Genomic DNA, 23,417 nt, shown 5'->3' with positions numbered 1-23,417 from the left:
CCTCACCGGCGGCCTTCTTCGTCCACCCGACCCGGCAACGCCACGACGCGCTTACACTCCCTCCGCAATGCGCAGCATGAGCTCGCACGCCATGGAGTTGGACCAAGAAAACCATGGCCGAGTGTACTGCGTCGGATCATTCGGATCGAAGCTCTCGTGCGTCAGCCCCGTGCCGCCGTCGGTGGCGAGGATCACGTCGAGGCACCGCCTGGCCTCGGCCTCGTCGCCCGTAAGCCCCTGCACCGCCAGCGCGATATGCCAGACGTAGCCTTCCGGCGTGTGCGGGCTGCCCACCCCCAACGCGAATTCACCCGCGTAGAAGAACGGGTTCTCGTCGCTCAGCACCCAGGCGCGGGTGGCCTGATACCGCGGGTCGTCGAGCGCGAACCCAGCCGTGAGCGGCAAGGAGAGCAACGACGGCATGTTGGCGTCGTCCATGGCCAGCTGGCCGCCCAGCCCGTCCACCTCGTACAGGTACCGCTCCCCCTCCATGCCGTAGCGCTCGACACCGTCACCGATCTCCTGCGCCAGCCTGCCAGCCGACGCGCCCAGTTCCTCGTCGCCCCAATCGCGCGCGAACTCCCCAATCATCCCGAGCGCGTGCACAGCCATGAGCTGCGCGGGAATGTTGTACCCGTACTGACAAGCATCGTCGGATGGCCGGAACCCGCTCCAGGTCATCCCGGTGATGGCCACGGGCGTGCCGCGTCCGTCGTCGCCCAAGGTGTCCCACGGCTCCGATTCGCGCACGTGACGATAGGTGGACGCCCCGAAGTGGTCTTGCTCCAGCCGCCACAACGCGACGATCCTCCCGCAGCCCTCGCGCAGGGCAGCGTCGAGCTCGTCGTCCCATCCCTCGAGCCCCCGGAGGCGGTGCGCGAGCATCACGGGGAACGCTAGCGAATCAATCTCGTACTTGCGCTCCCACACACCCGGGTGGAGATCGAGGTCATTGGCATCGTGATGCGCGTCGTTCTCCGACTCGTTAAACGCGTTCGCGTACGGGTCCAGGCCGATACAGCGCCACTGCTCGCGCACCATGCCCAGCAGCACCTCGCGCACCTCGTCCACGTCAGTCATCCGCAGGAACGGCCACACCTGTGCCGACGAGTCACGCAGCCACATCGCGGGAATGTCGCCGGTGATGACGAAGGTGCGATCACCGCGACGGGTCATAGTCGTCGTCCAGGTGTTCACCATCATGGCGCGGAACCGTTCCGCGGCGGACTCCCCCACCGTCGCGGCAATGCGCTCAGCCTCCGCATCCAGCCGGGCCTGCAGCTCCTCTCCGACGGGGTTCGTCACTGTTCGCTCGTCCATGCCATTCCTTCCCGACACCAGTTGATACCCATAACCGTGAGCCTGCGGAGCAGGACTCCCAGCTCACTCTCCGAAGCCGCGCTACCCGCCCAGAACTGCTGGGCCAGTGCGGTGCCTCGAGGCCACATCATGTACTCGGCTTTCGCCCAGTCACGCACATATTCTCCCCACAGTTGGAACTGCCCGCCCAGCAGGCGCCCCGGCCCATCCGGGAGCGCTCCGAGCATGTCAGCAAAGCCTTGCGTCTTTTCCAGGGGCGTGTACTGCCCGTAGTTGTGGGGGTGGTCAGCCCACTTGCCTTGGCAGTAGTCGAGGTAGGTGTACTGGGTGGGCGCGGCCAGCACGTCGTAGCCCTTGCTGATGACGTCCCCCACCTGTGCCGCGTCGCGCCACACCACAATGGTGACGTCGTCGGGCACACCGCCTTCGAGCACCTCGTCCCACGCAATCACGCGACGTCCACGCGCCAGCACGTGCTCGCACACGATGCGCTCGAACCACGCCTGCCCCTCGGCAGGAGTAGAGAGCCCTTCCCGACGCATCGTGGCCTGCGAGCGTTCGTCGGCGAGCCATTCCGACCCCGGACACTCGTCGCCCCCGACGTGCACGGGCGAGTCAGGGAATAGATCCATGACGGCGTCCAGCGCGTCCTTGCAGAACTGAATCACGGTGTCATCCAGCCGCAGCACATGCTCGGAAATACCCCAGCACGTGCGCGGATGCTGCACACCCGACGCGCCCAGCTCCGGGTAGGCCGCTACCGCAGCCTCCATGTGGCCGGGCATATCCACCTCCGGCACCACGGTGATGCCGAGCCGGTTCGCGTGCTCCACGAGCCTGCTGATCTCCTCGGCCGTGTAGAACCCGCCGTGCGGGATGCCGTCGTGCTCAGCCACATCGTCGCAATCGTTCTCGTCGGGAGGTGGCTGATGCCCGACGAGGGTGCCAGGCCGCCACGCCCCCACCTCCGTGAGCTTCGGCCAACCGGGCACGGGGAAGCGCCAGCCTTGGTCGTCGGTGAGGTGGAGATGCAACACGTTGAGCTTGTGCATGGCCATCACATCAAGGTGCCTGAGCAACCCGTCGAGCGGCAGAAAGTGCCTTGCCACGTCCACCATGGAGCCGCGCCACGCCAGCGCCGGCTCGTCGACGATCTCCACGAACGGCACGACGAGTGAGGCCGGGTCCATGGGGTCATTGGTGTGCACCTCGCGCGGCAACAGCTGTAACAGCGTCTGCACTGCCCACGACGCGCCGGCCTGCGTGGAATACCCAATGCGCACACCGTCCGCGTCGACGCTGAGGCGGTACCCCTCGTCGGGGAGCGAAGTATCTTCGATGAAGTCCACGCCGGCGCCGACCCCGTCGGCAAGCACCTGCACGCCGGCCGACCGCCTGAGACGCTCGGCGAGGACCTCAGCGGGAACACCGCCGCCACGCACCGGAAGGGGGTTGGGCAGCAGGAACGAACCATGCCCCCAGTCGACGTGAGCGGGCGTGGGGATGATGGTGGGCATCACAGCTCCTTCGCGCGTGCGATTGGTTGAGGCTGCCAAGACTGCAGCAACGGATGATCGAGCGAGGGCACATGCACATGCCCCAAATCTGCGGCGAATGGGCCAACGGCGACGACGAACGCGCCGGCCTCTCTGGCTGCCGTAGCGCCGGTGCGGGAGTCTTCCACCACGACGCAGCGCTCCGGCGCCACGCCGCAACGCTCCGCTGCGGCGAGATACAGATCAGGCGCTGGCTTGGGACGCTCCACGTCCTCGGTGCCCAGCATCGCAACGAAATAACGCTGCCACCCCAGCGAATGCATCGTGGCTTTCACGATGGCCGACGGCGAGTTCGAGGCCACGGCCATCGGTATCGTCCCGGAGAGCGCCTCGAGCAGGGCTTCCGCCCCCGGCATTGGCTCCACACCGTCCGCCAAGTGTTCCTGCAGGAGCTGCAGCATTCGGCGTTCCGCTACGTCGGCCTCTACGCCCGTGTGCACGCGGCTGAACAACGCGACGACATCCTCAATCGTGCCGCCTCGAAGCTCATCAGTAACCTCATCGTCGAAGCCCTTCGATACCCCGTTCTCTTCCCAGAGTTGACGGGTGGCATCGAACCAGGCTTGCTCGGAGTCGACGAGTGTGTCGTCCATGTCGAACAATACTGCGCCGATGTGCTGCGGGAGAGCACGATTCATTCGATCAACACCTCCATGCCGGTATGCCGGCTACTTCGTTGGATATGGAGCTCAGACAGCGCACGACCACCCTACCCAGGTGCTCGTACGGATGCGTCTGTGCAAGACTTTGGCTTGTTCGTCCGTGAGAAGGAGTGCCGTGCCCACACGCATGCTGACCGTCGGTATCACATACCGCGACATCATCATGACCGGCGTTCCTGCGATGCCCGTGCCCGGCCAAGAGCTGCAGGCCACAGGGCTGTACGAGGGCTGGGGAGGCGTGGCCACCATGGCGCGAGTGGCAGCTCGACTCGGCGTGAGCACTGAGCTGTGCTCCCCCGTCGGCGACGACGAAGCGAGCGGGCGGCTGCTGCGCAGTCTGCACCTCGAGGGCGTCGACACCAGCCACTGCGAGCACTACGCCAACTGGCAGCTCCCCACGACGGTGGCCCTCGCCACCAGCGCTGACCGCGCGATGGTGACGGTCGAGCATCCCCCTGCGAAGCCGGTGGGACATTCCCTCAGCGACGTGGATACGGACGCCATCGTCATCGACTTGCGTGATTCGACACTCCCCTGGCTCGTCGACGCACGCCGTCGCGGCGCGCGCGTGTTTGCGTCGAGGGGCTTCGACGAAACGGGTTCGTGGGGCGACGAGCAACTCGCAGGCATCGAAGGCGCCGATGTGTGGATGCTGAACGACCTGGAAGCTCGCGCATTCACGCAGCTGAGCGACCCCATTGATGCTGCCCGGCAGTTGACCAGCCGCGTGCCTACCGTCGTCGTCACACGCGGCGCGGACGGCATGGTTGCAGTCGACGCCACCACCGGACAGGAAGCCAGCGTGGCTGCCTTCCCCGTGCACCCACGCAACACCACCGGCGCCGGCGACGCAACGCTCGCTGCGCTTGCCGTCGCCTCGGGCCTCACCGATGTCCTCGAAGAGCAGCTTCTCGTCGCGGCGTTCGTCGCCAGCACCATCCTGGCTGGCGAGAGCGGAGCCGCCGATCCGCTGCGCCTGGCCGAGGTACTCCAAGCGGCCCGCGCTCACGACGACCCTCGCGCTCGCCGCGTCGCGGAACTGCTGGCCCAGTAGCCGCCAGCCAGCCGGGACCACGCCGTTGCTAACCCAATATCCACACGCGTTTCGCTGAACCGGCGTTTTTGGGGCGTTTTGGCAAACGCATGTGGATATCGGGTTAGCTCGACGGGTTGCCCATCCAGCGGATGCAACCGCCGGATGTGTCACCATTCGAAACGCAGGTCCCGCGTCGGCCCCAACGGCTCGATGTCCTTCAGCACGCCGATGTCGTCTCCTTCCATCTCGCCCTGCCGCGCGCCCATGAGGTCCAGCAGGAGCCACATGACGTCTTCGCTGCGCAGCGCGCCCCGCTCGCGTATATCGGGGGGCAGCTGGCTACCGATGCGGTGCAGGATCAGGAAACTTCGGCGCACCTCGACTTCGTCCTCGCCGTGCCCACCCTCGGGCTTGTGTCCGTGGTCGGTGGTGACGGCCACGAGCCAGTCTTCACCGAGCTGTTCGTGCCGTTCCGCGACTGCCTTGACTAGGTAACGCACTCGCTCGTCGACGCGCTGGATGGCCTCGCGGTACTCCTTGCTGTCCGAGCCTGCGGCATGGCCGGCGGCGTCGACGCTCTCGAAGTACACCACCGATGCATCTGGACCCTCGTGCAGCAGCCTGTGGCACGCCCACGTACACACTGCGTCGTCAGCCGCCTCGATGCCGCTAGTGAGATCGGGTTGGAACACGGCGTGTTGCCCCGTGCGCTGCTGGTCGACGCGCTGCTGCAAGATGGGCCCAGGGCCGACGCCTACGGTGAAGGCAGTCCAGGTCGCCGCTGCAAGCGTCCGAGCACGCGGGTTGGCGAAAAAAACCCGAGACAGCAGGTCGGGGCGCCTAGCCATGTCGTGGCCGACGAACTCGTTCCACCACACGTTGCATTCCTCGTGGGTGGAGCCGGTAAGGATGGACGACCACCCCGGCCCCGAGTCGGTGGGCGGCGTCATCCACATGGGCAGGCACACGCCATCCGACGCCTCATCCCCGCGGGCGAGGCGGGCGAGCGTCGGGGCAAGCCCCGCTGGGAAATCCTGCACGGTGTGGTCCGGAGCGCCGACGCTGAATCTGGGGTCGGCTGGGTGCGAGGGTTGGGAGAAATCCGGGTTGCTCGCCACCTCCTCGGGCAATGCGAAGTCGGCGCGCACACCGTCGAGGCAGATCAATAGGAGTTTCATTTGGCACACACCTTCAGCGTGAGGATTTGGAAGGGACGAATCGTGAGCTCCACCGCGCCATCGCGCAGGTCTCCCAGACGCTCCTGGGTGGGCTCGGCCACCGGCTGCTCCAAGAGATCCACCTCGTGAACGCCCTCAGCGTCGAACCCGAGATGCAGCCACACGCGCGACCGCCCACCCGTAGCCTCGTGCAACCGGATCACCACGTCACCGGACTCGTCGAATGCCGGTTTCACCGCATCAATCACCGCATGCCCGCGGAGCATCTCCAGCGACGCCACGGCGGCCTCGCTCGCACCCGCACCGTCCAGCACACGCAGTGGCTGATTCAGCCCGACACCGGCCTCGCTCGCCACGCGCACGTCGGCGTCGACGGTGAGCTGGTACTGGATGCGGTGCTGTCCTTGGTCCGATTCCTCATCCGGCGACAGGGGCGCCCGCAGCAACGTGTAGCTCGCCACCACGCCTGTGGTGGGCGCGTGTTCACCGGCGCCGGCGGGTTCCACGTCGTGGCCGTAGGAAGAGTCGTACGACAGCGCCACCGCATAGCCGGGCTCGTCGAGCAGCGTCCACCGGTGTACGGGCACCTCGAAGCGCGCCTCATCCCAGCTCGTATTCGACGTCAACGCGCGCCGCACGTGCCCGAACTGGATTTCGGACGACTCATGGGTGGCCTTCACCGCGAGCGGGAATGCCACCTTCAGCACGCGGGAGCGTTCGTGCCAGTCAATATCGATGGCGAACCGCACCGTCTTGCTGTCCGCATCCAGCCACAGCGACTGCGTCACCCGGGAGTCGCCGAAGGTCCGAACCACATCCACCTGGGCGCGAAGCGGAGTGTCCTCCACCAGCGCAACCTGTTCGACGTCGTCGAGCTCCCACACATGGTGGCGGTATTGCGCCTGGAGCTCCCACGCGTCGAAGCAGCTGGGGTGGTCGGGGTGCAGGCGCAGCAGGTTGGCCCGCTCGCCGAGGAGCAGCAGTTCGCGCTCGGCTTCCACGTCGACGAGGCTCGTCAGCGTTCCGTCGGGCGCGACGACGACGCGCACCAAACCGTTGTCGAGCACGATGCCCTCGTCTTGGCGCTGGGCCTGGACGGGGTGCGTCGGGGATGCTTCGGCGTCGGCAAGCGGCACAACGCTGAGCGGGCCGACGTCGACGAGCACCCGTCGCCCCTCTACCTCGATCAGCTCCCGCCTCGCGAACGGCGCCGGGTTCGCAACGGCCCGCTGCTCCCCCGGGAACACGGCACGACGCAGCGCGTCGATACGTTCCTCAATCTCTTGCAGCAGCGACGTGTACTCCTCGCGCGCTTCTTCATTCACCCAGGCGATAGCGCTGCCCGGGAGGATGTCGTGGAACTGCAGCAGCATCATGCGTCGCCAGAGCTGTTCGACGCCCTCGGCGTCGAACGCATACCCGCGAAGCATCGCCAGCGTGCCAAGCCATTCCAGCGCCGCGAGGCCGGCCTCGACGCGTCGGTTGCCTTGCTTCAAGGCCAGTTGCGAGGTCTGGACACCGCGGTGGAACTCGAAGTAGAGCTCGCCGGCCCAGACGGGGAGCTCATCGCGCTCGGCGCGAGCCGCGTCGTAGAAGTCTTGCGGGCTGCCCATGGTGAGCACCGGCGACCCCTCAAGGTTGCTCTGCCGACGGGCACGTTCCACCATTTCGCGCACGGGGCCGCCACCACCGTCTCCGTACCCAAACGGCAACAGCGACTCCTTGGCAACGCCCTTTTCCTTGAAGTTCCGCTCGGCGAACTTCACCTGATCTGGGGAAAGGATGGAGTCGTAGCAGTCGACGGGCGGGAAATGCGTCCAGATACGCGTGCCGTCGATGCCCTCCCACCAGAACGTGTGGTGCGGCAGTGTGTTCGTCTGGTTCCAGTTCATCTTCTGGGTGAAGAACCACCGCATGCCGGCGAGTTTGGCGATCTGCGGCAGCGCGCCGGAGTAGCCGAACGAGTCGGGCAGCCAGAGGCAGTCGGTGGTGACGTCCAGCTCGTCGCGAAGCCACCTCAGGCCACTGGTGAGCTGTCGAACCATCGCCTCGCCGCCGGGGAGATTGGCGTCCGGCTCCACCCAGGTGCCGCCCACCATGTGCCACTGGCCGCGCTGGATGGCCTCGCGCATCCGCTCGAACACCATCGGCGCGTCTTCCTTCAACCACTGAAGGTGCTGGGGAGCGGTGCAGGCGAAGTGGAAGTCTGGGTATTCATCGGCGAGCGCGACGACGTTCGACAGCGAGCGCACCACCTTCCGACGGGTCTCCCGGATGGGCCACAACCAAGCGGAGTCGATGTGCGCGTGTCCGACGGCGGTCATGCGCTGCGCGGAACCGTGGGGGCCGCTGGTCAGCAAGGGCGCGAGCACGGCGCGCGCGGCGGCTGCTTGATCCTCGATGCTGCCCTGGTCGATGACGTCGGCGGCTCGCTCGAGCCCACGAAGGAGGGTGGCGCGCCAGGTGGAGTCGACGGGGAGCTCGCGCATGAGCCCGTCGAGCACCTCGAGGTCGAGCTGAAGGTGCCAGACGTCGTCGTTGCGCGTCACGAGTTCCGCGGCCTTGAACTGCCACATGGGCTCGATGGGCATAGTGGCCTTGTCGCCGTACTTGGCCATGTCTTCCCCGTGGTTGGGGTTGGCGGCGGCTTCCACCACCAGCCGCACAGAGCCGTCGGCCGCCACCAGCGGCGAACCTTCGTGCTCAAGTTGTTCGGCGATCGACCCGAAGGTGAGCGGCACGGTGCGGTTCATGGGGTTGAGGCCCTTCAGCGGCACCCCGTCGCACGTGTACACAAGCCCCTCCGACTGATTGCCCGCCCAGTCACCGGAAAAGCCCAGGTCAACGCGGAGTTCGACACGCTCGCGGGGGGCATCGTCGGGGAGGATGCCGTCGAGCCGCAGCCACCACGTGCTCCATGCCGGCCCCCACCAGGTGCCGACGGGGAATGGCTCGTACTGCTGACTGGCCGCCTCCGCAAAGGGGACGGGCTCGTCTGGCGCTTTCCACGCCTCAACGTTGAGCTGGGCGAGCGTTACATACTCTTTTCCGACGAGGCGCTCGCGCAGATCCTCGATGCGCTCTTCTACAAGCTTGCGGTCGTCATGCATGTCAGTGCTTCTCCAGATAGGCGAGTTCGTGGAAGTGCTCGACGAGGTCGTCCAGGATGTCGCGTGCCACATTCACGGAGTCCACGAGCGGGTGGTGCGCGAGCGCCAGCACCGCGTCGCTGCGGGATGCGTGGAGTGCGGCAGCAATGGTGCGCCGCTCCACATACTTCGCATTCACGACGATGCCTCGCCCATGGTCGGGCAGCGCGGCCCCCGGCAGTGGGTGGATGCCGTTGCCGTCGACGTCACAGGGAACTTCCACCACCGCGGTGTCGTCGAGGTCGGGCAGTATGCCCCGGTTGGCTACGTTCAGGATGAGCCGGGCGGGAACGTCGTTGGCGATGGCATGCATGATCGCCAACGCCACCTTGTCGTATCCCCCGGTCTCGAGGTCGGCAACGTCTCGCTCGAAGCCGCCGGCTGCGTCTCGGTTTGATGCCATGTAGGTTGCTTCACGCTCCAGCCGGCACTGCTCCCACAGCGCGTGGACGTCGCCAGTCGCGTTCGTCGCTGCTTCGTAGAAGCGACGCTGTTGCTGGGCGAGGAACACCCCGCGCGTGGCTTCTGATTTGCTGTCCAGGAGGAGGTCTTCTCGCGAGAAGTAGTAGTAGTGGAGGTATTCGTTGGGCAGGCAGCCCAGCGCCTGTACGAGCGGCGCGCCGAAGAGGCGACCCTCCTCGAACGATTCGATGAGGTCGGCACGCTCGAGCAACCGCGGCAGCACGTCTTCGCCGTCCACATGCAGGCCCGTCAGCCAGCCCAGGTGGTTGAGGCCGGCGTAGTCGAGGCGTACTCGCCCGTCGGCAGCGGTGAGCGGGGGCACATCGTCGGCGACGATTCCCTCACCCTGCAGCGTGGTGAGCACGCGACGGGCGAGGCCCACCGGGGAGTCACAGATTCCGACGACGCGGTCGCCCAGCGATGGCTGCATCACCTCAGTGATGACACCTGCGGGGTTGGTGAAGTTGATCACCCAGGCGTCGGGTGCGTGCTTGCGCAGTTGCTCTACCAAACCGATGACGACGGGGATGCCGCGCAGGGCGTACGAGATGCCGCCCGCTCCCACCGTCTCCTGGCCAATGACGCCGTTGTGGAGCGCGATGCGCTCGTCGGCGGCCCGCCCTTCAGCGCCGCCCACGCGCATGGCGGAGAACACGAAATCCACCCCGGCAAGGGCTTCCGCGAGATCAGTGGTCGCGACGACGCGAGGCGCGTCGGCTGACGTGGCTGCAAGCTCTTCGAGCACTGTGTTGATGGCCGCGAGTCGCACAGGATCGGTGTCGTAGAGGCGCACCTCGTCGACGCGTTCGTCGGATTCGTCTTCCATGAGCGCCTTGTACACGAGGGGCACACGGAAACCGCCGCCGCCCAGAATGGTGAGTTTCATGCGTGAATGACCTCCAAGTCGATCGCTGCAACCTGCTCGGCCAGTTTTTCTGGGAGCGGGTCTAAGTCGGTGATGAGCCCGTCAACGACAGCCAGGTCGAAGGGGGCACTGTTGCCTTGCCCAGGGAATTTCTTGGCATCGGCGAGCAAATAGGTGCGGGACGCTGCCGCGTGCATGGCCCGTTTCATGGCGGCCTGGGTGTACGACGTGTCTCGGATTCGTCCGGTATCCCCCACTCCTGAACATCCCAGGAAGGCGATATCTGCCTGTTGGCGAGCGAGCGCATCCCCGACGGGGTCTCCCTCGAAACACTGATACGGCTCAGACCACCGTCCGCCCAGTAGCACCACAGAGATGTTGGGCTGGTTGCGGAACACCTCGAATGCGGCGAGTGAAGGGGTAATGACCGTGAGCGGCATCTCTTGCAACGCCAGCGCCAAGTAATGCACGGTCGTGCCGATGTCGAGGATGACGGTCTGGCCAGGCTGCACCAGCTTCGCAGCCGCGCGTGCAATGCGTTCTTTCGCCAAGCCTTCGCGTGCGAGAGTCTCATGGAACGGGTCGTCGGCAGTGTGGGCAAGCTCCACAGCACCCCAAGAGCGTGTCACCATGCCTTGCTCTTCGAGCTCAGCAACGTCGCGTCGCACGGTGGCTTCACTGACCTGAAGCTCGCGCGCAATATCGACGATGCCAGCACGACGTCGCACCTCCAAGAGGCGCAACATTGACTCCTGCCGAGATGCTTTCAACACAGATACATCGTAGCGCAGGCAAACCTATTTCGCTCAGTTTTGCACAACTCGCTCACTCTCTTTCAAATCAGGCGCCGGGGTGCTAGATTGAGTCTCACACACTCGATCAAGGCGGATCCGAAGACATGAATATGCTTGTCAAAGGGTATTTGGAGGGTTATCACATCTTCCGACGTCGCGTCGCAACGGAGCAAACCCTGCGACACGAAGCCCAGGCCAGCACTCCCCATCACGCTTTGTTGAAGCAATTTGATCGACTAGACACAACGCCGTGACAACCATGGAAGGGGAACCACGGCGAGCTACCTCAAGGAGCGAACAATGAACTTGTCACGGCGACACCTACTCGGCGGAGGGGCTGCCACGCTCGGCTTGCTCGGGCTCTCCGCATGTTCCACCCAGAGCTCCACTGGCGGCGGAGGCTCCTCTGGCAACGGCGATGTGAAGGACATGGTGCTGTGGACCTGGCCTGAGGGCTTTGGCAAGAAGGTGCTGGAGGGCGTCGCAAAGGATCTGAAGCAGTACAAGCTTCGCCAGGACGTGATTGGCGGCGACTTCAAGCAGAAGCTCACCACCACCTTCGCAGCTGGCAGCGGCTTGCCGGACATCACCGGCGTGAAGGGTCAGGACATCCCCTTCTTCCTCTCCCAGGACAAGTACTTCGTCGACCTCAACTCAATTGGCGCCAAGGACATCAAGGACACCTACTTGGAGTACAAGTGGGACCAGGCCACCACAAAGGACGGCAAGCAGCTGGGCATCCCGATCGACATCGGCCCCACCGCGCTGTTCTACCGCGCCGACGTGTTCGAGGGCGCCGGTCTCACCTACGACCCGAAGAAGCTTGCTGAGGAAATCCGCGAGTGGGAGGCCTACTTCGAGCTCGGCAAGCAGCTCCTTTCGAAGAAGCCCGACACCTACCTCATCCGCAACTGCGCCAGCCTGTTTGACACCGTCTGGCCGCAATCCGGCATGGGCTTCATCGACGAAGAGGGCGTGTTCATCGGCGACCAGGACCACATCCGTAGCGCCTGGGACACCATGATGAAGGCCTACGACGCCGGCATCGTCGCGAGCATCGAGTCGAACACCGCCGACTCCGCCGCTGCCATCAACGAGGGCAAGCTGCCCGCCGACTTCGGTGCGTCCTGGCACCTGGCAGACCTCATGGTGGATGCGCCCGAAACTGCAGGCAAGTGGCGCGTGTGTGAGCACCCGGGTGAAGCCACCAACAGCGGTGGCTCGTTCCTCACCATCCCCGAGGGCGCGAAGGATCCGGAGGCTTCGTTCGAGATCATCAAGTACATCCTGAACCCGAAGAACCAGGCCTACGAGTACCAGGACAAGGGCAACTTCCCGGCAACGCCGGAATCCTTCGATATGGAGGAAGTGGCTGGCCCCGTCGAGTTCCTGGGTGGACAGAAAGCTGCCGAGGTGTTCGGCCACGCTGCGGAGACCGTACGCCCGCTGTACGAAGACCCGCAGTCCAGCGCTGTGCAGGCGCCTTTCCTCGCCGAGATCGATCTCATCGAGTCGTCGAAGAAGGATCGTGAGAAGGCTTGGAACGACGCCGTGACACAGGCGAAGCGAATCGCAAAGCAAGTGGGGCTCACGGTTCGATGAATCCGGGAACAACTGCCGGGGAGGGTGGCGCCACCGCCACCCTCCCTCCCATTGCTGAGGTGAGAACACCGTCGCTGGGGAAACGGATGAAGCGTTCACTTCCGCAATACTTTGCGGTTTCCCCGTATTTCTTCTTCTTCTTCATGTTCGGCGCCATGCCCATGGTGTTCACCATGGCGCTGGCGTTCACGAACTGGTCCGGGCTCGGCGACATCAAGTTCATCGGGTTTGAGAACTTCAAGTACCTCATCGTTGACCCACTGTTCTACAAGTCGTTGGTCAATACGCTCATCTTGTGGGTGATGGGCACGGTGCCGACGCTCGTCTTGGCCACGATCGTCGCGCTCATGCTGAACTCCACGATGCGCTTCTCCACCACGTACCGCGTGGTCTACCTCATTCCCAACGTCACCTCCATGGTGGCGATGGGCATTCTGTTTAGCTCGCTGTTCTCCAGCCAGTTTGGCTTGGCCAACGTGATCGTCAACCTGTTTGGGTTCGAAAACATCGCTTGGCTACAAAACGAGTGGGGCATCAAGATTGCTATCTCTGCCCTCACCACCTGGTCATTCGTGGGCTACAACGCCCTGCTCATCCTCGCTGGTTTGCAGGCCATTGATAAGACGCAGTACGAGTCCGCTGCAATCGACGGGGCGAACGGCTTCCAGACGTTCTTCCGCATCACGCTGCCTCAGCTGCGCCCCATTGTGTTGTTCATCACACTGATGTCCACCATCGGCTCACTCCAGAGCTTCACCGAATCCCAGGTGCTCACCTCGTCGCAGGCGTCTGGCGCGGCCGCGGCGGGCGGCGTCGGCAACTCAGGTATGACGATGGTGCTCTACTTCTACTCCGTCGCGTTCCAGGAGAACCGCTACGGCTACGGCGCGACGATCGCATGGGGTGTGTTCGTCGTTGTGATGTTCTTCTCCATCATCAACTGGCTGGTCACCCGCGAACGAAAGGTGAAGGGCTGATGTCTATCAACCAGCGCGCAGTGCCGGCAGCTCTGGCAGGCGCGGCCATCGAAACGGGCGGTCGCCCGAAGCGTAGGCCGTCGTGGCGCCGCCGCCGGGGTGCGGTCGTGCGCCACATCCTGCTCATCCTGGGCGCACTTGTTTCCGTATTCCCCTTCTACTGGATGTTTGTATTGGCATCTCAGCCCTCATCGGTGATCTACAAATTCCCGCCGGTTATGACGCCCGGTGATCGCCTCGACGACAACGTCGGAGCGATCATGGACAAGATCAACATCTGGGCGGCCATGTCGAACACCGCATTCGTGGCGATTAGCGTGACCTTCCTCGTGCTCTTCATTTCGTCGCTGGCAGCGTTCGCTTTTGCCAAGTACGAGTTCCCGGGCAAACGGCTTCTGTTCGGTATCGTGCTCGCGACGTTTCTCCTCCCGGCGCAGCTCGCGACGATTCCCCAGTTCCTGTTCATGAGCAAACTTGGCTGGGTTGGGTCGCTCAAGGCCCTCATCTTTCCCTCCCTGGCGAGCGCATTTGGTGTGTTTTGGCTTCGTCAGTACGCGTCGAATGCCATTCCGCGCGAGCTGTTGGAAGCCGCCCGCATTGATAACTGCGGATTCTGGCGGCAGTACCTCCACGTGTGTCTCCCCACCATTCGCCCTGCTCTCGCGTTCCTGGGCATGTTCTCGTTCATCGGCGCATGGAACGACTTCATGTGGCCGTTGATTGTGTTGAACGATCCCAGCAAGCTCACGTTGCAGGTGGCACTGTCGCAGTTGAAGACCGCACACGGCACCGATTACGGCATGCTGATGGCGTCGTCGCTCATCTCCGTCGTGCCGCTCATCATCATCTTCGCGCTCGGCTCGAAGCAGTTCATTGCCGGCATTACTGAAGGTGCAGTCAAGGGATAACGAACGCTCATCGCTCCCCAATGCTCGACGGAGCGCACAACAGATGGCGAAAACCGCCCCTGAGGGGCCAGAATCGGCATCTGGAGTGCGCTCCGTCGAGCGTTGTGATTGCTACGGGTTACAAGTACAGCCCGGTGCCGGCGTCGTCGAGGCGCTCGGCGGCGACGGCGTGGATGTCGCGCTCGCGCAGCAGCACGTAGCGGCGGGCGTTCAGCTCCACCTCGGCTCGGTCTTCGGGGTCGAACAGCACTCTGTCCCCCACTTCGACGGCGCGCACGCTCGGCCCGGCGGACACCACCTTCGCCCAGGCCAGGCGCTTGCCCATCTGGACGGTGGCTGGAATCAGGATGCCTCCACCGCTTGTGCGCTCGTGATCGCCGGATTCGGCATCGACGAGCACCCGATCGTGCAGCATCCGAATGGCTAGCTGGGCGTCGCTCACTTGGCCGTGATCGCCTTCTTTGCCTTGGCCGAGTTGAGTTGGCCGCGCTTGGACAGCGCGTTGAGCGTCACCGCAAACGCCACGACGCCAACAACCGCGCCGGCAATCGCGAGGATGCGCTCGGTGCGGATACGGCCATCCTCGTGCACGAACTGTTTCTTCGCCTCGTTGAACTCGTTTTGAGCAAATTGCTTCACGTCAGCCACGCTCTGCTTGGCGACGTTCTTCGGCTCGACGGATTCACGGAATCCCGCAACCGAAGACTTCAAGTTCGCTCGCGTCCCGGCGAGCTCAGCGCGAATGTCTTCGACGGTGCGCTCCTTAGCCATCAACACTCCTTCAACGTTGGTTACCCCAGCCTAGCCGTACAATTGGACACATGGTTGCTCGTCTGACTCATGGATCCCCCGCACCGGCATTCACCCTGCCGAATCAACGAGGGGAAGAGGTGTCGCTCACCGACTTCGCCAGCCAAGCCGTCATCCTCTACTTCTACCCCGCAGCAATGACGCCCGGCTGCACCACCCAGGCCGTCGATTTCTCCGCGTCGCTCGAAGAGCTCGCCAGCGCAGGCTACGCGGTGCTCGGCTGCTCGCCGGACACGGTCGAGAAGCTTGCCAAGTTCACGGAACAATCCGAGCTCAGCGTCACGCTACTCGCCGACCCCAGCCTTGAGGTCACCAACGCCTACGCCGCGTTCGGCACCAAGAAGCTGTACGGCAAAGAGATCGAGGGCATCATCCGTTCCACATTCGTGATTGACGTCGACGACGAGGGCAACGGCACGGTGCGCGTGGCCCAGTACAACGTGCGGGCGACGGGGCACGTCGCGAAACTGCGTCGGGAGCTGGGCGTCTGACCAGCTACCGCACCGTCGACGCCCCGCTGGGCGGCGGGGTCGACGTCGAACTCGAAATCAAACGCAGCCGGTTCCTCACCCGTATCCGCCGCGTCGACGACGAAGCCTCCGCGCGCAAGATCGTCGAGGAGCGTCGCGCCGCCATGCACGACGCGCGCCGCCACTGCTCGGCGTTCATCCTCGGCCCCGACGGGCGCACCGGCGGCAGCTCCGACGACGGCGAACCCGGCGGCACTGCCGGCATGCCCATGTTCACCACCCTGCAGCACAACAACCTCACCAACGTGGTGGCCGTCGTCACGCGCTATTTCGGCGGCATCAAGCTCGGCGCCGGCGGGCTCGTTCGGGCGTACTCCGACGCGGTCCAGCAAGGCATTGAGGCGGCCGGCGTGCGCGAGGTGCGGCTCGCCCGCCTGCTGCGCGTCGACGTGCCCTACGCCGATGCGGGCACCGTCGAGAATCAGCTGCGTACCCTCCAGCTGCCCTCCGGCAGGCCCGTCGAGGTGACCGACGTGGCGTGGGGCAACCAGGCCCACATCACCGTCGGCGTCGACGCGGAGTGCGTCGACGAGTTCCACGCCGCGCTGCAAACCCTCTCCGCTGGCTCGCTCGACGCGCAGCCCGCGGGCGAGCGCTGGATCGGGTGAGCACGCAGGCCTCCAACCGCAGCATCGGAAGCAGCCCAGCGTGCGGGCGTGCGCTCGAGGAGTCAGTGTTGGTAGCGCACGAATGCTCGGCCGTCAGCCTCACCAATCTCCTTGAACCCCATCGCCTCGTAGAAGGCACGCTGGCGCGGTTCCTGATCGGTGATGAGCACGTGCTGTCGCACACCTGTATAGGGGGAAAACGCGGCCTCGAACAGTCGCCTGCCGATCCCCGTTCTCTGCATGTTAGGGAGCACCAGAATGTCTTGCAGATACACGATGGTCTCGCCGTCGCCCACCACCCGCGCGAGCCCGACGAGTCTCCCATCGGCCCGGGCAGTGACGACACGCAGGCTGTGGTGCAGCCCGCGCATCAACTTCTCCGGGTCGTTCGTGTAGGCGCTCCAGCCCACCGCGTCGTAGAGGCGAAGCACCTCGTCCCGGGCTGGGATGTCATTGGCGTGAAGCTGGAAATTCGTCATGGCGGGAGTCTATGCGCTTGCCACCGCTCGGTATCCGCGAGCATGGGCCATCCTCGCCGTTGCTTTCCCCGCGGGCGCGGGCATGGGACGATGGAGGCACCATGACTCTCACCAGCCTGCTCGAACACACCCCCAACACACCCGACGCGCTCTACGACGCGTTCGTGGGCTGGGCGGAGCAGGGCGGGTTCAGCCTGTACCCGCACCAGGACGAGGCGCTGCTGGCCATCCTGTCGGGTGCGAACGTGATTGTCACGACACCTACGGGCTCGGGCAAGTCGATGATCGCCACCGCCGCGCATTTCTCGGCGCTCGCCGGCAGGGGACGCACGTACTACACGGCCCCCATTAAGGCCCTCGTGAGCGAGAAGTTCTTCGCGCTCGTCGACCAGTTCGGCGCGGATCTGGTGGGCATGGTGACGGGAGACGCGTCGGTGAACCCTGAGGCACCCATCATCGCCTGCACCGCGGAAATCCTCGCGAACATCGCGCTCAGGGAAGGCCGCGACGCCGACGTCGACCAGGTGGTGATGGACGAGTTCCACTTCATCGCCGACCCCGACCGCGGCTGGGCCTGGCAGGTGCCGCTGGTGGAACTCCCCCAGGCGCAGTTCATCATCATGTCGGCCACCCTGGGCGACACCACGTCGCTGCAATCCACGTTGACCCGCACCACGGGAAGGGACATCGTCGAGATTTCCGACGCTAGGCGCCCCGTGCCGCTCACCTACGCGTGGCAGACGACACCCATCCACGAGACCATCCAAACGCTGGTCGAGGAGCAGAAGGCGCCGGTCTACATCGTGCATTCGACGCAGTCTCTCGCGGTTGAGCAGGCGCAGTCGGTGCTCAGCTTGGGGGCGGCGAAACCATCGAAAGAACGGGCTGAACAGCTCAAGGCAGCCCTCCAGGGGTTCAAGTTCTCGAGTGGTTTCGGCACGACGCTGAGGAAGCTTCTGCTGCAGGGCATCGCGGTGCATCACGCGGGCATGCTGCCGAAGTATCGCCGCCTGGTAGAACAGCTCGCGCAGCAAGGATTGCTGCAGGTGATCTGCGGCACCGACACCCTAGGCGTCGGTATCAATGTGCCCATCCGCTCAGTGCTGTTCACCACGTTGACGAAGTTCGACGGGCGCCGTCAGCGCCATCTGCGCTCGCGCGAGTTCCACCAGATCGCGGGGCGGGCTGGGCGGGCGGGCTTCGACTCCATCGGCTACGTCATCGCACAGGCGCCCGAGCACGAGGTGGAGAACGAGCGCATCCTCAAGAAATTTGCTGGCAACGAGAAGAAGCTGAAATCGGTGCGGCGCAAGAAGCCGCCGGAGGGGTTCGTCAACTACACGGAGGCGACGTTCACGAAGCTCATCGAATCTGCGCCGGAAGAGCTGCATCCCAGGATGCGGATCACGCACTCGTTCATACTCAACTTGTTGGAGCGTGACGACGACATCAGCCAGGCGGTGATTCGTCTGGTGGATTCGGTGTCTCCCGACAAGGCCATGCGGCGGCGTCTGCTGCGCCGGGCGGTGTCGCTCACGCGCTCCCTGCTCGCGGCGGAGATCATCACCCGGGTGCCGAATCCTCAGCCGGGCGGGCGCGTCTACCAGCTCGATGTCGATCTGCAGAACGATTTTGCGCTGAACCAGCCGCTGTCGGCGCTCGCGCTGGCGTACATGGAGACGATGGACGATACCGAGCCAGGCTACGCGCTGGACACGATCAGCGTCATCGAAGCAACCCTCGAAGACCCGCTCACCATCTTGTTGGCCCAGCAGCACCGTGAGCGTGGCGAGGTGATCCGTGAGCTCAAGGCCGACGGCGTGGAATATGACGAGCGCATGAGCATCGTCGAGGAGGTGACCTGGCCAAAGCCACTCGGCGAGGAACTGGAGCAGGCGCACCGGGAAGCTGGCGAGAAGCATCCGTGGTTGCTGGAGACCCCGATCCGCCCAAAGTCGATTGTGCGCGACATGGTGGAGCGCGGCATGACGTTCGCCGAGTACGTTGCGCACCTCAAGATTCAGCGCTCGGAGGGTCTGCTGCTGCGGTACATCACCGACTGCTACCGCGCGTTGCGCCAAACCGTGCCCGAGGGGTTCCGTACCGAGGAGCTGTCCGATCTCATCGCGTGGCTGGGCGAGCTCACGCGACTGGTGGATTCGTCGCTGCTCGACGAATGGGCGCAGCTCACGGCTATGTCAGGCGCCGAGCTGGAGATGGTCGACGCGCCGGCACCGCCGTCGCGCCCCGTCACCGGTAATGAGCGGGCGTTTCGGGTGCTCGTGCGCAACGCGATGTGGCGGCGGGTTGAGCTTATGTCTGCCGACGACGTCGACGCGCTGGCCGCGCTGGATGCGGGCGGCCCCATGACGAAGATGGCGTGGGACGAGGCGCTCGGCGAGTACTGGGATGAGCACGACGACTTGTATACCGACGCCGACGCCCGCGGGCCGCAGTTCTTCGATGTGGAGCGCCAGAAGGGGTCACGCGTGTGGCTCGTCCGGCAGATCATCGACGACCCGGAGGGCAACCACGACTGGTCGGTCACCGCGCGCGTCGACCTCGACGCCAGCGACGACGCCGGCGAGCTGGTGATGCAGTCGCTGAGCTTCTCCCGCCAGGACTGAGGTGTGGCCTGGCCGCTCCCCGATGATTGAGTAGGCGGCCTGCATTCCCCCGATCGTCGAGTAGGCGGCGCACACTCCCCCGCTCGTCGAGTAGGCGCGAAGCGCCGTATCGAGACGCATGAAGAAAACTTCAAAATCCGTACGCAGATGCGCTTAACCCCCCAAAATCAGAGGGTTTGATCAATCTGCGTACGGATTTTGAAGTTTCGTGCGGGGTTTCTTTGAATCGCCCCGGGTTCGGTGGAGACTCGGTTAGTTGGTTCCGGTATTGGTGAGGACCTTGTTCTCAGGGTAGTGGGTGGTCGGGTGTTCGGACCAGTGGTTGGTCTCGAACTCCGCTGGGGGGGACGTGGCCGAGTTCTCCGTGGAGTCGTCGGTGGTTGTACCAGTCGATGTACTCGGCCACTGCGATCTCGACGTCGGTGACGTTCTTCCAGCCGCCTGCGGGGCGCATGGCTGGGTTGCGGATGCACTCTGCCTTGAACAGTGAGTTCAGCGCCTCGGCCATCGCGTTGTCGTAGGAATCGCCCTTGCTGCCCACGGAGGCGACAGCCTCGGCTTCGGCGAGGCGCTGGGTGTAGCGGATGGCTCGATACTGGACTCCGCGGTCGCTGTGATGGACCAGGCCGGTCAGGTCGGCTCCAGTGCGTCGGCGCGCCCACAAGGCCATGTCCAGGGCATCCAGGGCCAGATCGGTGCGCAGGGAGGTGGAGACCTGCCAGCCCAGCACGATCCGGGAGAACACATCCAGGACGAACGCGACGTAGACCCAGCCGGCGTGGGTGCGGACGTAGGTCAGGTCCGCCACCCACAACTGGTTCGGGGCCTCGGCGACGAACTGCCGCTCGACCAGGTCCTCCGGGCGGGGCGTCTCCGCGCCGTCGGAGCGGGTGGTGTGGAGGGTCTTGGCGCGGGTGATGCCACGCAACCCTTCAGCCCTCATCAGCCGCTCAACGGTGCAGCGCGCCACCTGTTGGCCTTGCCGCCGGAGTTCGGCATGGACCTTCCTGGCACCGTATACGCCCAGATTGCGGCTGTGCACGGTTCGGATCTCCTTGACCAGTGCAGCGTCGCGGACTGCGCGCGCCGAGGAGCGTGTGGTGCTTGTTGGCGTAGTAGGTGCTCGGAGCGATCTGCACGCCTGCTTCCCGCAGGATCCGACAGATCGGCTCGACTCCGAGTTCACGGCCCTCCACGATGCGGCCACGGTGGGCATCGATGTAGTCGACGACCACCGCGACCGGCACCTCACGAGCCGCTACCTGATCTTGCGGTCGAGCTCCGCAGCCGCGAAAAAAGCTGCGCTGGTCTTCAGGATCTCGTTGGCCCGCCGCAACTCCCGGACCTCGCGTTCCAACTCTGTGATCCGGGCCTGGTCATCGGTGGTGATCCCAGGACGAAGACCGTCATCGACCTCGGCGTGGCGGACCCAGTTGCGCAGCGCTTCGGGGTGGACCCCCAACTGGTCAGCGACGCGCCGGATCGCTCCACGACTCGTCTCCGGGTCCTTCCGCGCGTCCAACGCCATCCGCGTCGCCCGCTGCTGCAGCTCGACGCTGTACTTCCTCGGTGGTGCCATAACTCTCATCCTTCACTGGCTTGAGAGCCTCCACCAGACCCGGGGCGATTCAAAGCCGATACAACGGATGATCGGTGGCTTTCACCCGCGACCCAGAAGCATCCGTCTTATACACGTGTAGCGGCAGGCCAGCGACCGCCTCAGCCAAAATCCGCACACAACTGTATACGGCGGTGAGCTGCATCGCGGAGCGTTCCGTCACAGGCCTGCCGCCAGCGGTGGTGGGGCCAAACAAGAAAGAGTACGAACTACCCAGCGCGTGATCAGTTGCCTCGCGGGTGTTGGTGCCGCGCAGCCAGTCAAACCAGCCCATTGGCCTCTCCTCCCTTCCTTTTCGTCTGATTCGGGTCTAGAGCACGAGTAGTCCGCGCCCGTCGTACACGCTCCCGTTTGTTTGCCCGCCGCCTCTGATTGCGCGGTCGAGGGCCATGATGGTGGCGACGACGCCGTCGATTTTCTCGGTGGATTTGGCCTTGTCGGGTTTGGGTTGCCGGCCGGATCGGTTCGGATTTAGAGAGACACCTTCTGTTCGCACTATAAATGGTGGGTGATCCCGCGTAGTAAACAGGGGATCACCCACCATCTTCGGAAGACCAAGCGCACGATGGCCTTACGTCCGAGATTGTGCAGTACCTCTAGGTCGCAAAAGCACCATTAGGACGATGCATACCAAAGATAGCAATGCCCATTCCTTTTGGTGTAGAAAAGCGAGCGGAACAGATATGACTGCAACTACGCCAAGAATAGCGATCGCTATGACCGTCAAGGCATCTCGGTAGGGTTGTCTCGGTTTAGGAGAAGTTGCCATTTGGATCATCTCCTACAACTGGAAACACTGAACTACTGCCGCCATCCCGCCGGCGCCCAGAGTGGCGTATCCGCCAATGCATGCCGCGCAGACCACTTTAGATGCCGTAGGCTCCGGGAAAGTGCAAGCGCCTGCACATGCTCCAGCAATAGCCCATGCTGCTACCCCTCCAACGCCTGTCGCGGCAGCTAGACATGCGGCAATTTTGCCTACAGACCTCTCCTTAGCTAGGAGTGCTGCAGCATCATCTCCTGCCTCTTTCAGCTCTTGCATCTCTTTTTTCATCGCGTCGTTATCGATGAACTCTACACCGAGATCTTTAGATTGGTTGAAATCGCCATCTATCCATTGATCCATCCACAGGTTGCCGTTATCCCCTTCGTAGTACCGAGTCTCGGCATAGTTGGATAGACTACCGTCTTCTTCATAGACCACAGTGAAATTACTGATCGGACTGTAACCCTCTATAGGAACGGCGACGGTGGTGAAGCTTTGTCCCTGTTTCTCCATCTCCAGAGCTACAGCAGAATCAAATTTTAGTTGCTCTACGGTCGAGGAGAGGTCAATCTGATTTGACGAAATGTCCTTCTGCACTTGATCGAGTGCAGTTTCCCTCTGCGATCCGGTAAGTTCGCGGGAGTGATCAGGTGCATTGTCAGCAACTGAACACTGACGTTTTTCAGTAGAAGCCCCGGCTGGAAAGGGTTCCCCCGAAGCATTTGCCATCCCTACCGCCGTCATAGAGAGCGCCAGGGTGCAAAGACCAGATACCGCAATATTCGCGATCTTCAATTTCATGATGTTTCTCCTTGCGTTTCGTTCCAGAAAACTGGTGATTCCTGGGGAGTCATCCACGCCCGACGTTGTCATGTGTGTCGGAACACAACAAAACCCGTCACTGGGTCTTCTCATGCTTGACAGGATCTTCTGGTCTGACCCTGCTACGCCGTACAACTATTCAATTGTGCTCTCGAGGCTAACACGCCTCCGGGAGGAGGCAAGAGATAAGCGTAGTTTCATCCCAGTACCAGTAGGCCCCGCCCGTCGTACACACTCCCGCTTGTTTGCCCTCCGCCTCTGATGGCTCGGTCGAGGGCCATGATCGAAGCGACGACGCCATCGATTTTCTCGGTGGATTTGGCCTTGTCGGGTTTGATGTTGCCGGCTGGGTCGGTGCGCACGTGGATGTTGTCCACCATCCAACTAAGGACTGGGTGCCCGCCGTGCGCCAAGCGTCCTTCGAGGGCTAGTTTCATCAGTTCCTTGCTGGGCGGGCTCATGTCGCGGAAGCCTTGCCCGAACGGGATGACGGTGAAGCCTGCGTCTTCGAGGTTTTGGCTCATTTGGACTGCTCCCCACCGGTCGTAGGCGATCTCGCGAATATCAAACCGGGTACCTAACTCTTCGATGAAGGGTCTGCTGAAGGTTTGGTTGACGTCCGGGGTTATGCCGCCAGTGTAGGGGTTG

The 23,417-nt window shown here is 63.9% G+C and carries 20 protein-coding genes and 2 pseudogenes; 7 read left to right on the top strand and 15 right to left on the bottom strand.

Annotation, left to right across the window (positions count from 1 at the left end; genetic code table 11):
* Nucleotides 1-51 precede the first annotated feature (51 nt).
* From Q0X68_RS06230 to Q0X68_RS06220, 3 genes are read right to left on the bottom strand one after another with little or no spacing between them, the layout of a single operon-like run.
* Nucleotides 52-1,320 carry a glycoside hydrolase family 125 protein gene (locus Q0X68_RS06230; protein ID WP_297749080.1) on the bottom strand — a complete coding sequence of 423 codons (1,269 nt, stop codon included), beginning with the start codon at nucleotides 1,318-1,320 and terminating at the stop codon, nucleotides 52-54.
* A complete protein-coding gene (locus Q0X68_RS06225) occupies nucleotides 1,302-2,837 on the bottom strand; it encodes a beta-N-acetylhexosaminidase (RefSeq protein WP_297749077.1) in 1,536 nt (511 codons plus the stop codon). The genes Q0X68_RS06230 and Q0X68_RS06225 overlap by 19 nt, the downstream gene beginning before the upstream one ends.
* Nucleotides 2,837-3,514 carry an HAD family phosphatase gene (locus Q0X68_RS06220; protein WP_297749074.1) on the bottom strand — a complete coding sequence of 226 codons (678 nt, stop codon included), beginning with the start codon at nucleotides 3,512-3,514 and terminating at the stop codon, nucleotides 2,837-2,839. Before Q0X68_RS06220 ends, Q0X68_RS06225 begins: the two co-directional genes overlap by 1 nt.
* Nucleotides 3,515-3,653: 139 nt before the next feature.
* Between Q0X68_RS06220 and Q0X68_RS06215 the strand changes: the two genes are divergently transcribed.
* Entirely contained in the window at nucleotides 3,654-4,592 is a 939-nt protein-coding gene (locus Q0X68_RS06215) for a carbohydrate kinase family protein (protein ID WP_297749071.1), read from the top strand.
* 149 nt (nucleotides 4,593-4,741) lie between these two features.
* Here the strand turns inward: Q0X68_RS06215 and Q0X68_RS06210 are convergent, their stop codons facing one another.
* The 4 genes from Q0X68_RS06210 to Q0X68_RS06195 are packed head-to-tail and all read right to left on the bottom strand — an operon-like array spanning nucleotide 4,742 to nucleotide 10,974.
* Nucleotides 4,742-5,752: an alkaline phosphatase family protein gene (locus Q0X68_RS06210; RefSeq protein WP_297749068.1), complete on the bottom strand. Its 1,011-nt coding sequence runs from the start codon at nucleotides 5,750-5,752 to the stop codon at nucleotides 4,742-4,744.
* Nucleotides 5,749-8,862, bottom strand: a complete 3,114-nt coding sequence (locus Q0X68_RS06205; protein WP_297749066.1) for a glycoside hydrolase family 38 C-terminal domain-containing protein — start codon at nucleotides 8,860-8,862, stop codon at nucleotides 5,749-5,751. Before Q0X68_RS06205 ends, Q0X68_RS06210 begins: the two co-directional genes overlap by 4 nt.
* Before the next feature lies 1 nt (nucleotide 8,863).
* A complete protein-coding gene (locus Q0X68_RS06200) occupies nucleotides 8,864-10,249 on the bottom strand; it encodes a 6-phospho-beta-glucosidase (RefSeq protein WP_297749063.1) in 1,386 nt (461 codons plus the stop codon).
* The gene (locus Q0X68_RS06195; protein WP_297749158.1) at nucleotides 10,246-10,974 is read right to left on the bottom strand and encodes a DeoR/GlpR family DNA-binding transcription regulator; all 729 of its coding nucleotides are present in this window, start codon (nucleotides 10,972-10,974) and stop codon (nucleotides 10,246-10,248) included. The genes Q0X68_RS06200 and Q0X68_RS06195 overlap by 4 nt, the downstream gene beginning before the upstream one ends.
* A gap of 348 nt (nucleotides 10,975-11,322) precedes the next feature.
* On the opposite strand from Q0X68_RS06195, the gene Q0X68_RS06190 reads away from it, so the two are divergent.
* From Q0X68_RS06190 to Q0X68_RS06180, 3 genes are all read left to right on the top strand, one after another.
* A complete protein-coding gene (locus Q0X68_RS06190) occupies nucleotides 11,323-12,624 on the top strand; it encodes an ABC transporter substrate-binding protein (RefSeq protein ID WP_297749060.1) in 1,302 nt (433 codons plus the stop codon).
* A gap of 86 nt (nucleotides 12,625-12,710) precedes the next feature.
* Nucleotides 12,711-13,601 carry a carbohydrate ABC transporter permease gene (locus Q0X68_RS06185; protein WP_297749154.1) on the top strand — a complete coding sequence of 297 codons (891 nt, stop codon included), beginning with the start codon at nucleotides 12,711-12,713 and terminating at the stop codon, nucleotides 13,599-13,601.
* The gene (locus tag Q0X68_RS06180; RefSeq protein WP_297749057.1) at nucleotides 13,601-14,509 is read left to right on the top strand and encodes a carbohydrate ABC transporter permease; all 909 of its coding nucleotides are present in this window, start codon (nucleotides 13,601-13,603) and stop codon (nucleotides 14,507-14,509) included. Before Q0X68_RS06185 ends, Q0X68_RS06180 begins: the two co-directional genes overlap by 1 nt.
* Nucleotides 14,510-14,627: 118 nt before the next feature.
* Here the strand turns inward: Q0X68_RS06180 and Q0X68_RS06175 are convergent, their stop codons facing one another.
* Both Q0X68_RS06175 and Q0X68_RS06170 read right to left on the bottom strand, forming a co-directional pair.
* Nucleotides 14,628-14,924 (bottom strand): co-chaperone GroES, encoded by a 297-nt coding sequence (locus tag Q0X68_RS06175; protein ID WP_366127873.1) that lies wholly within the window; start codon nucleotides 14,922-14,924, stop codon nucleotides 14,628-14,630.
* Between the two features lie 23 nt (nucleotides 14,925-14,947).
* Nucleotides 14,948-15,280 carry a DUF3618 domain-containing protein gene (locus Q0X68_RS06170; RefSeq protein WP_297749051.1) on the bottom strand — a complete coding sequence of 111 codons (333 nt, stop codon included), beginning with the start codon at nucleotides 15,278-15,280 and terminating at the stop codon, nucleotides 14,948-14,950.
* Between the two features lie 50 nt (nucleotides 15,281-15,330).
* On the opposite strand from Q0X68_RS06170, the gene Q0X68_RS06165 reads away from it, so the two are divergent.
* Nucleotides 15,331-15,810 (top strand): peroxiredoxin, encoded by a 480-nt coding sequence (locus Q0X68_RS06165; RefSeq protein WP_297749048.1) that lies wholly within the window; start codon nucleotides 15,331-15,333, stop codon nucleotides 15,808-15,810.
* Nucleotides 15,807-16,457 (top strand): YigZ family protein, encoded by a 651-nt coding sequence (locus tag Q0X68_RS06160; protein ID WP_366127871.1) that lies wholly within the window; start codon nucleotides 15,807-15,809, stop codon nucleotides 16,455-16,457. Before Q0X68_RS06165 ends, Q0X68_RS06160 begins: the two co-directional genes overlap by 4 nt.
* A 62-nt stretch (nucleotides 16,458-16,519) precedes the next feature.
* On the opposite strand, the gene Q0X68_RS06155 is transcribed toward Q0X68_RS06160, so the two are convergent.
* Nucleotides 16,520-16,936 (bottom strand): GNAT family N-acetyltransferase, encoded by a 417-nt coding sequence (locus Q0X68_RS06155; RefSeq protein ID WP_297749044.1) that lies wholly within the window; start codon nucleotides 16,934-16,936, stop codon nucleotides 16,520-16,522.
* Nucleotides 16,937-17,037: 101 nt separating this feature from the next.
* On the opposite strand from Q0X68_RS06155, the gene Q0X68_RS06150 reads away from it, so the two are divergent.
* Nucleotides 17,038-19,563, top strand: coding sequence for an RNA helicase (locus tag Q0X68_RS06150; protein WP_297749040.1), 2,526 nt, complete (start codon nucleotides 17,038-17,040; stop codon nucleotides 19,561-19,563).
* A 252-nt stretch (nucleotides 19,564-19,815) separates the two neighbouring features.
* Here Q0X68_RS06150 and Q0X68_RS06145 read toward each other — a convergent pair.
* The 5 genes and pseudogenes from Q0X68_RS06145 to Q0X68_RS06125 form a co-directional block, all read right to left on the bottom strand.
* Nucleotides 19,816-21,142: pseudogene (locus Q0X68_RS06145) on the bottom strand (IS3 family transposase).
* A 52-nt stretch (nucleotides 21,143-21,194) separates the two neighbouring features.
* A pseudogene (locus Q0X68_RS06140) lies at nucleotides 21,195-21,455 on the bottom strand (phage portal protein); the annotation flags it as partial.
* A gap of 36 nt (nucleotides 21,456-21,491) precedes the next feature.
* Complete coding sequence (locus Q0X68_RS06135; RefSeq protein ID WP_297749034.1) at nucleotides 21,492-21,677, bottom strand: hypothetical protein; 186 nt, start codon at nucleotides 21,675-21,677, stop codon at nucleotides 21,492-21,494.
* A 285-nt stretch (nucleotides 21,678-21,962) separates the two neighbouring features.
* Nucleotides 21,963-22,748, bottom strand: a complete 786-nt coding sequence (locus tag Q0X68_RS06130) for a hypothetical protein (RefSeq protein WP_297749032.1) — start codon at nucleotides 22,746-22,748, stop codon at nucleotides 21,963-21,965.
* A gap of 218 nt (nucleotides 22,749-22,966) precedes the next feature.
* On the bottom strand, nucleotides 22,967-23,417 hold a 451-nt coding region (locus Q0X68_RS06125; protein ID WP_297749029.1), incomplete at its 5' end, for a terminase TerL endonuclease subunit.

This window comes from uncultured Tessaracoccus sp. (assembly GCF_947286155.1).
Taxonomy (GTDB): Bacteria; Actinomycetota; Actinomycetes; order Propionibacteriales; family Propionibacteriaceae; genus Arachnia.
This window is presented reverse-complemented; position numbering and strand designations above follow the sequence as displayed.

Coding starts and splice junctions, on each gene's coding strand:
- Q0X68_RS06230 (WP_297749080.1), bottom strand. CDS start 1,320: ATGGACGAGCGAACAGTGACGAACCCCGTCGGAGAGGAGCTGCAGGCC.
- Q0X68_RS06210 (WP_297749068.1), bottom strand. CDS start 5,752: ATGAAACTCCTATTGATCTGCCTCGACGGTGTGCGCGCCGACTTCGCA.
- Q0X68_RS06180 (WP_297749057.1), top strand. CDS start 13,601: ATGTCTATCAACCAGCGCGCAGTGCCGGCAGCTCTGGCAGGCGCGGCC.
- Q0X68_RS06150 (WP_297749040.1), top strand. CDS start 17,038: ATGACTCTCACCAGCCTGCTCGAACACACCCCCAACACACCCGACGCG.
- Q0X68_RS06225 (WP_297749077.1), bottom strand. CDS start 2,837: ATGCCCACCATCATCCCCACGCCCGCTCACGTCGACTGGGGGCATGGT.
- Q0X68_RS06175 (WP_366127873.1), bottom strand. CDS start 14,924: ATGCTGCACGATCGGGTGCTCGTCGATGCCGAATCCGGCGATCACGAG.
- Q0X68_RS06190 (WP_297749060.1), top strand. CDS start 11,323: ATGAACTTGTCACGGCGACACCTACTCGGCGGAGGGGCTGCCACGCTC.
- Q0X68_RS06155 (WP_297749044.1), bottom strand. CDS start 16,936: ATGACGAATTTCCAGCTTCACGCCAATGACATCCCAGCCCGGGACGAG.
- Q0X68_RS06205 (WP_297749066.1), bottom strand. CDS start 8,862: ATGCATGACGACCGCAAGCTTGTAGAAGAGCGCATCGAGGATCTGCGC.
- Q0X68_RS06195 (WP_297749158.1), bottom strand. CDS start 10,974: ATGTTGCGCCTCTTGGAGGTGCGACGTCGTGCTGGCATCGTCGATATT.
- Q0X68_RS06220 (WP_297749074.1), bottom strand. CDS start 3,514: ATGAATCGTGCTCTCCCGCAGCACATCGGCGCAGTATTGTTCGACATG.
- Q0X68_RS06185 (WP_297749154.1), top strand. CDS start 12,711: ATGAAGCGTTCACTTCCGCAATACTTTGCGGTTTCCCCGTATTTCTTC.
- Q0X68_RS06200 (WP_297749063.1), bottom strand. CDS start 10,249: ATGAAACTCACCATTCTGGGCGGCGGCGGTTTCCGTGTGCCCCTCGTG.
- Q0X68_RS06130 (WP_297749032.1), bottom strand. CDS start 22,748: ATGAAATTGAAGATCGCGAATATTGCGGTATCTGGTCTTTGCACCCTG.
- Q0X68_RS06165 (WP_297749048.1), top strand. CDS start 15,331: ATGGTTGCTCGTCTGACTCATGGATCCCCCGCACCGGCATTCACCCTG.
- Q0X68_RS06170 (WP_297749051.1), bottom strand. CDS start 15,280: ATGGCTAAGGAGCGCACCGTCGAAGACATTCGCGCTGAGCTCGCCGGG.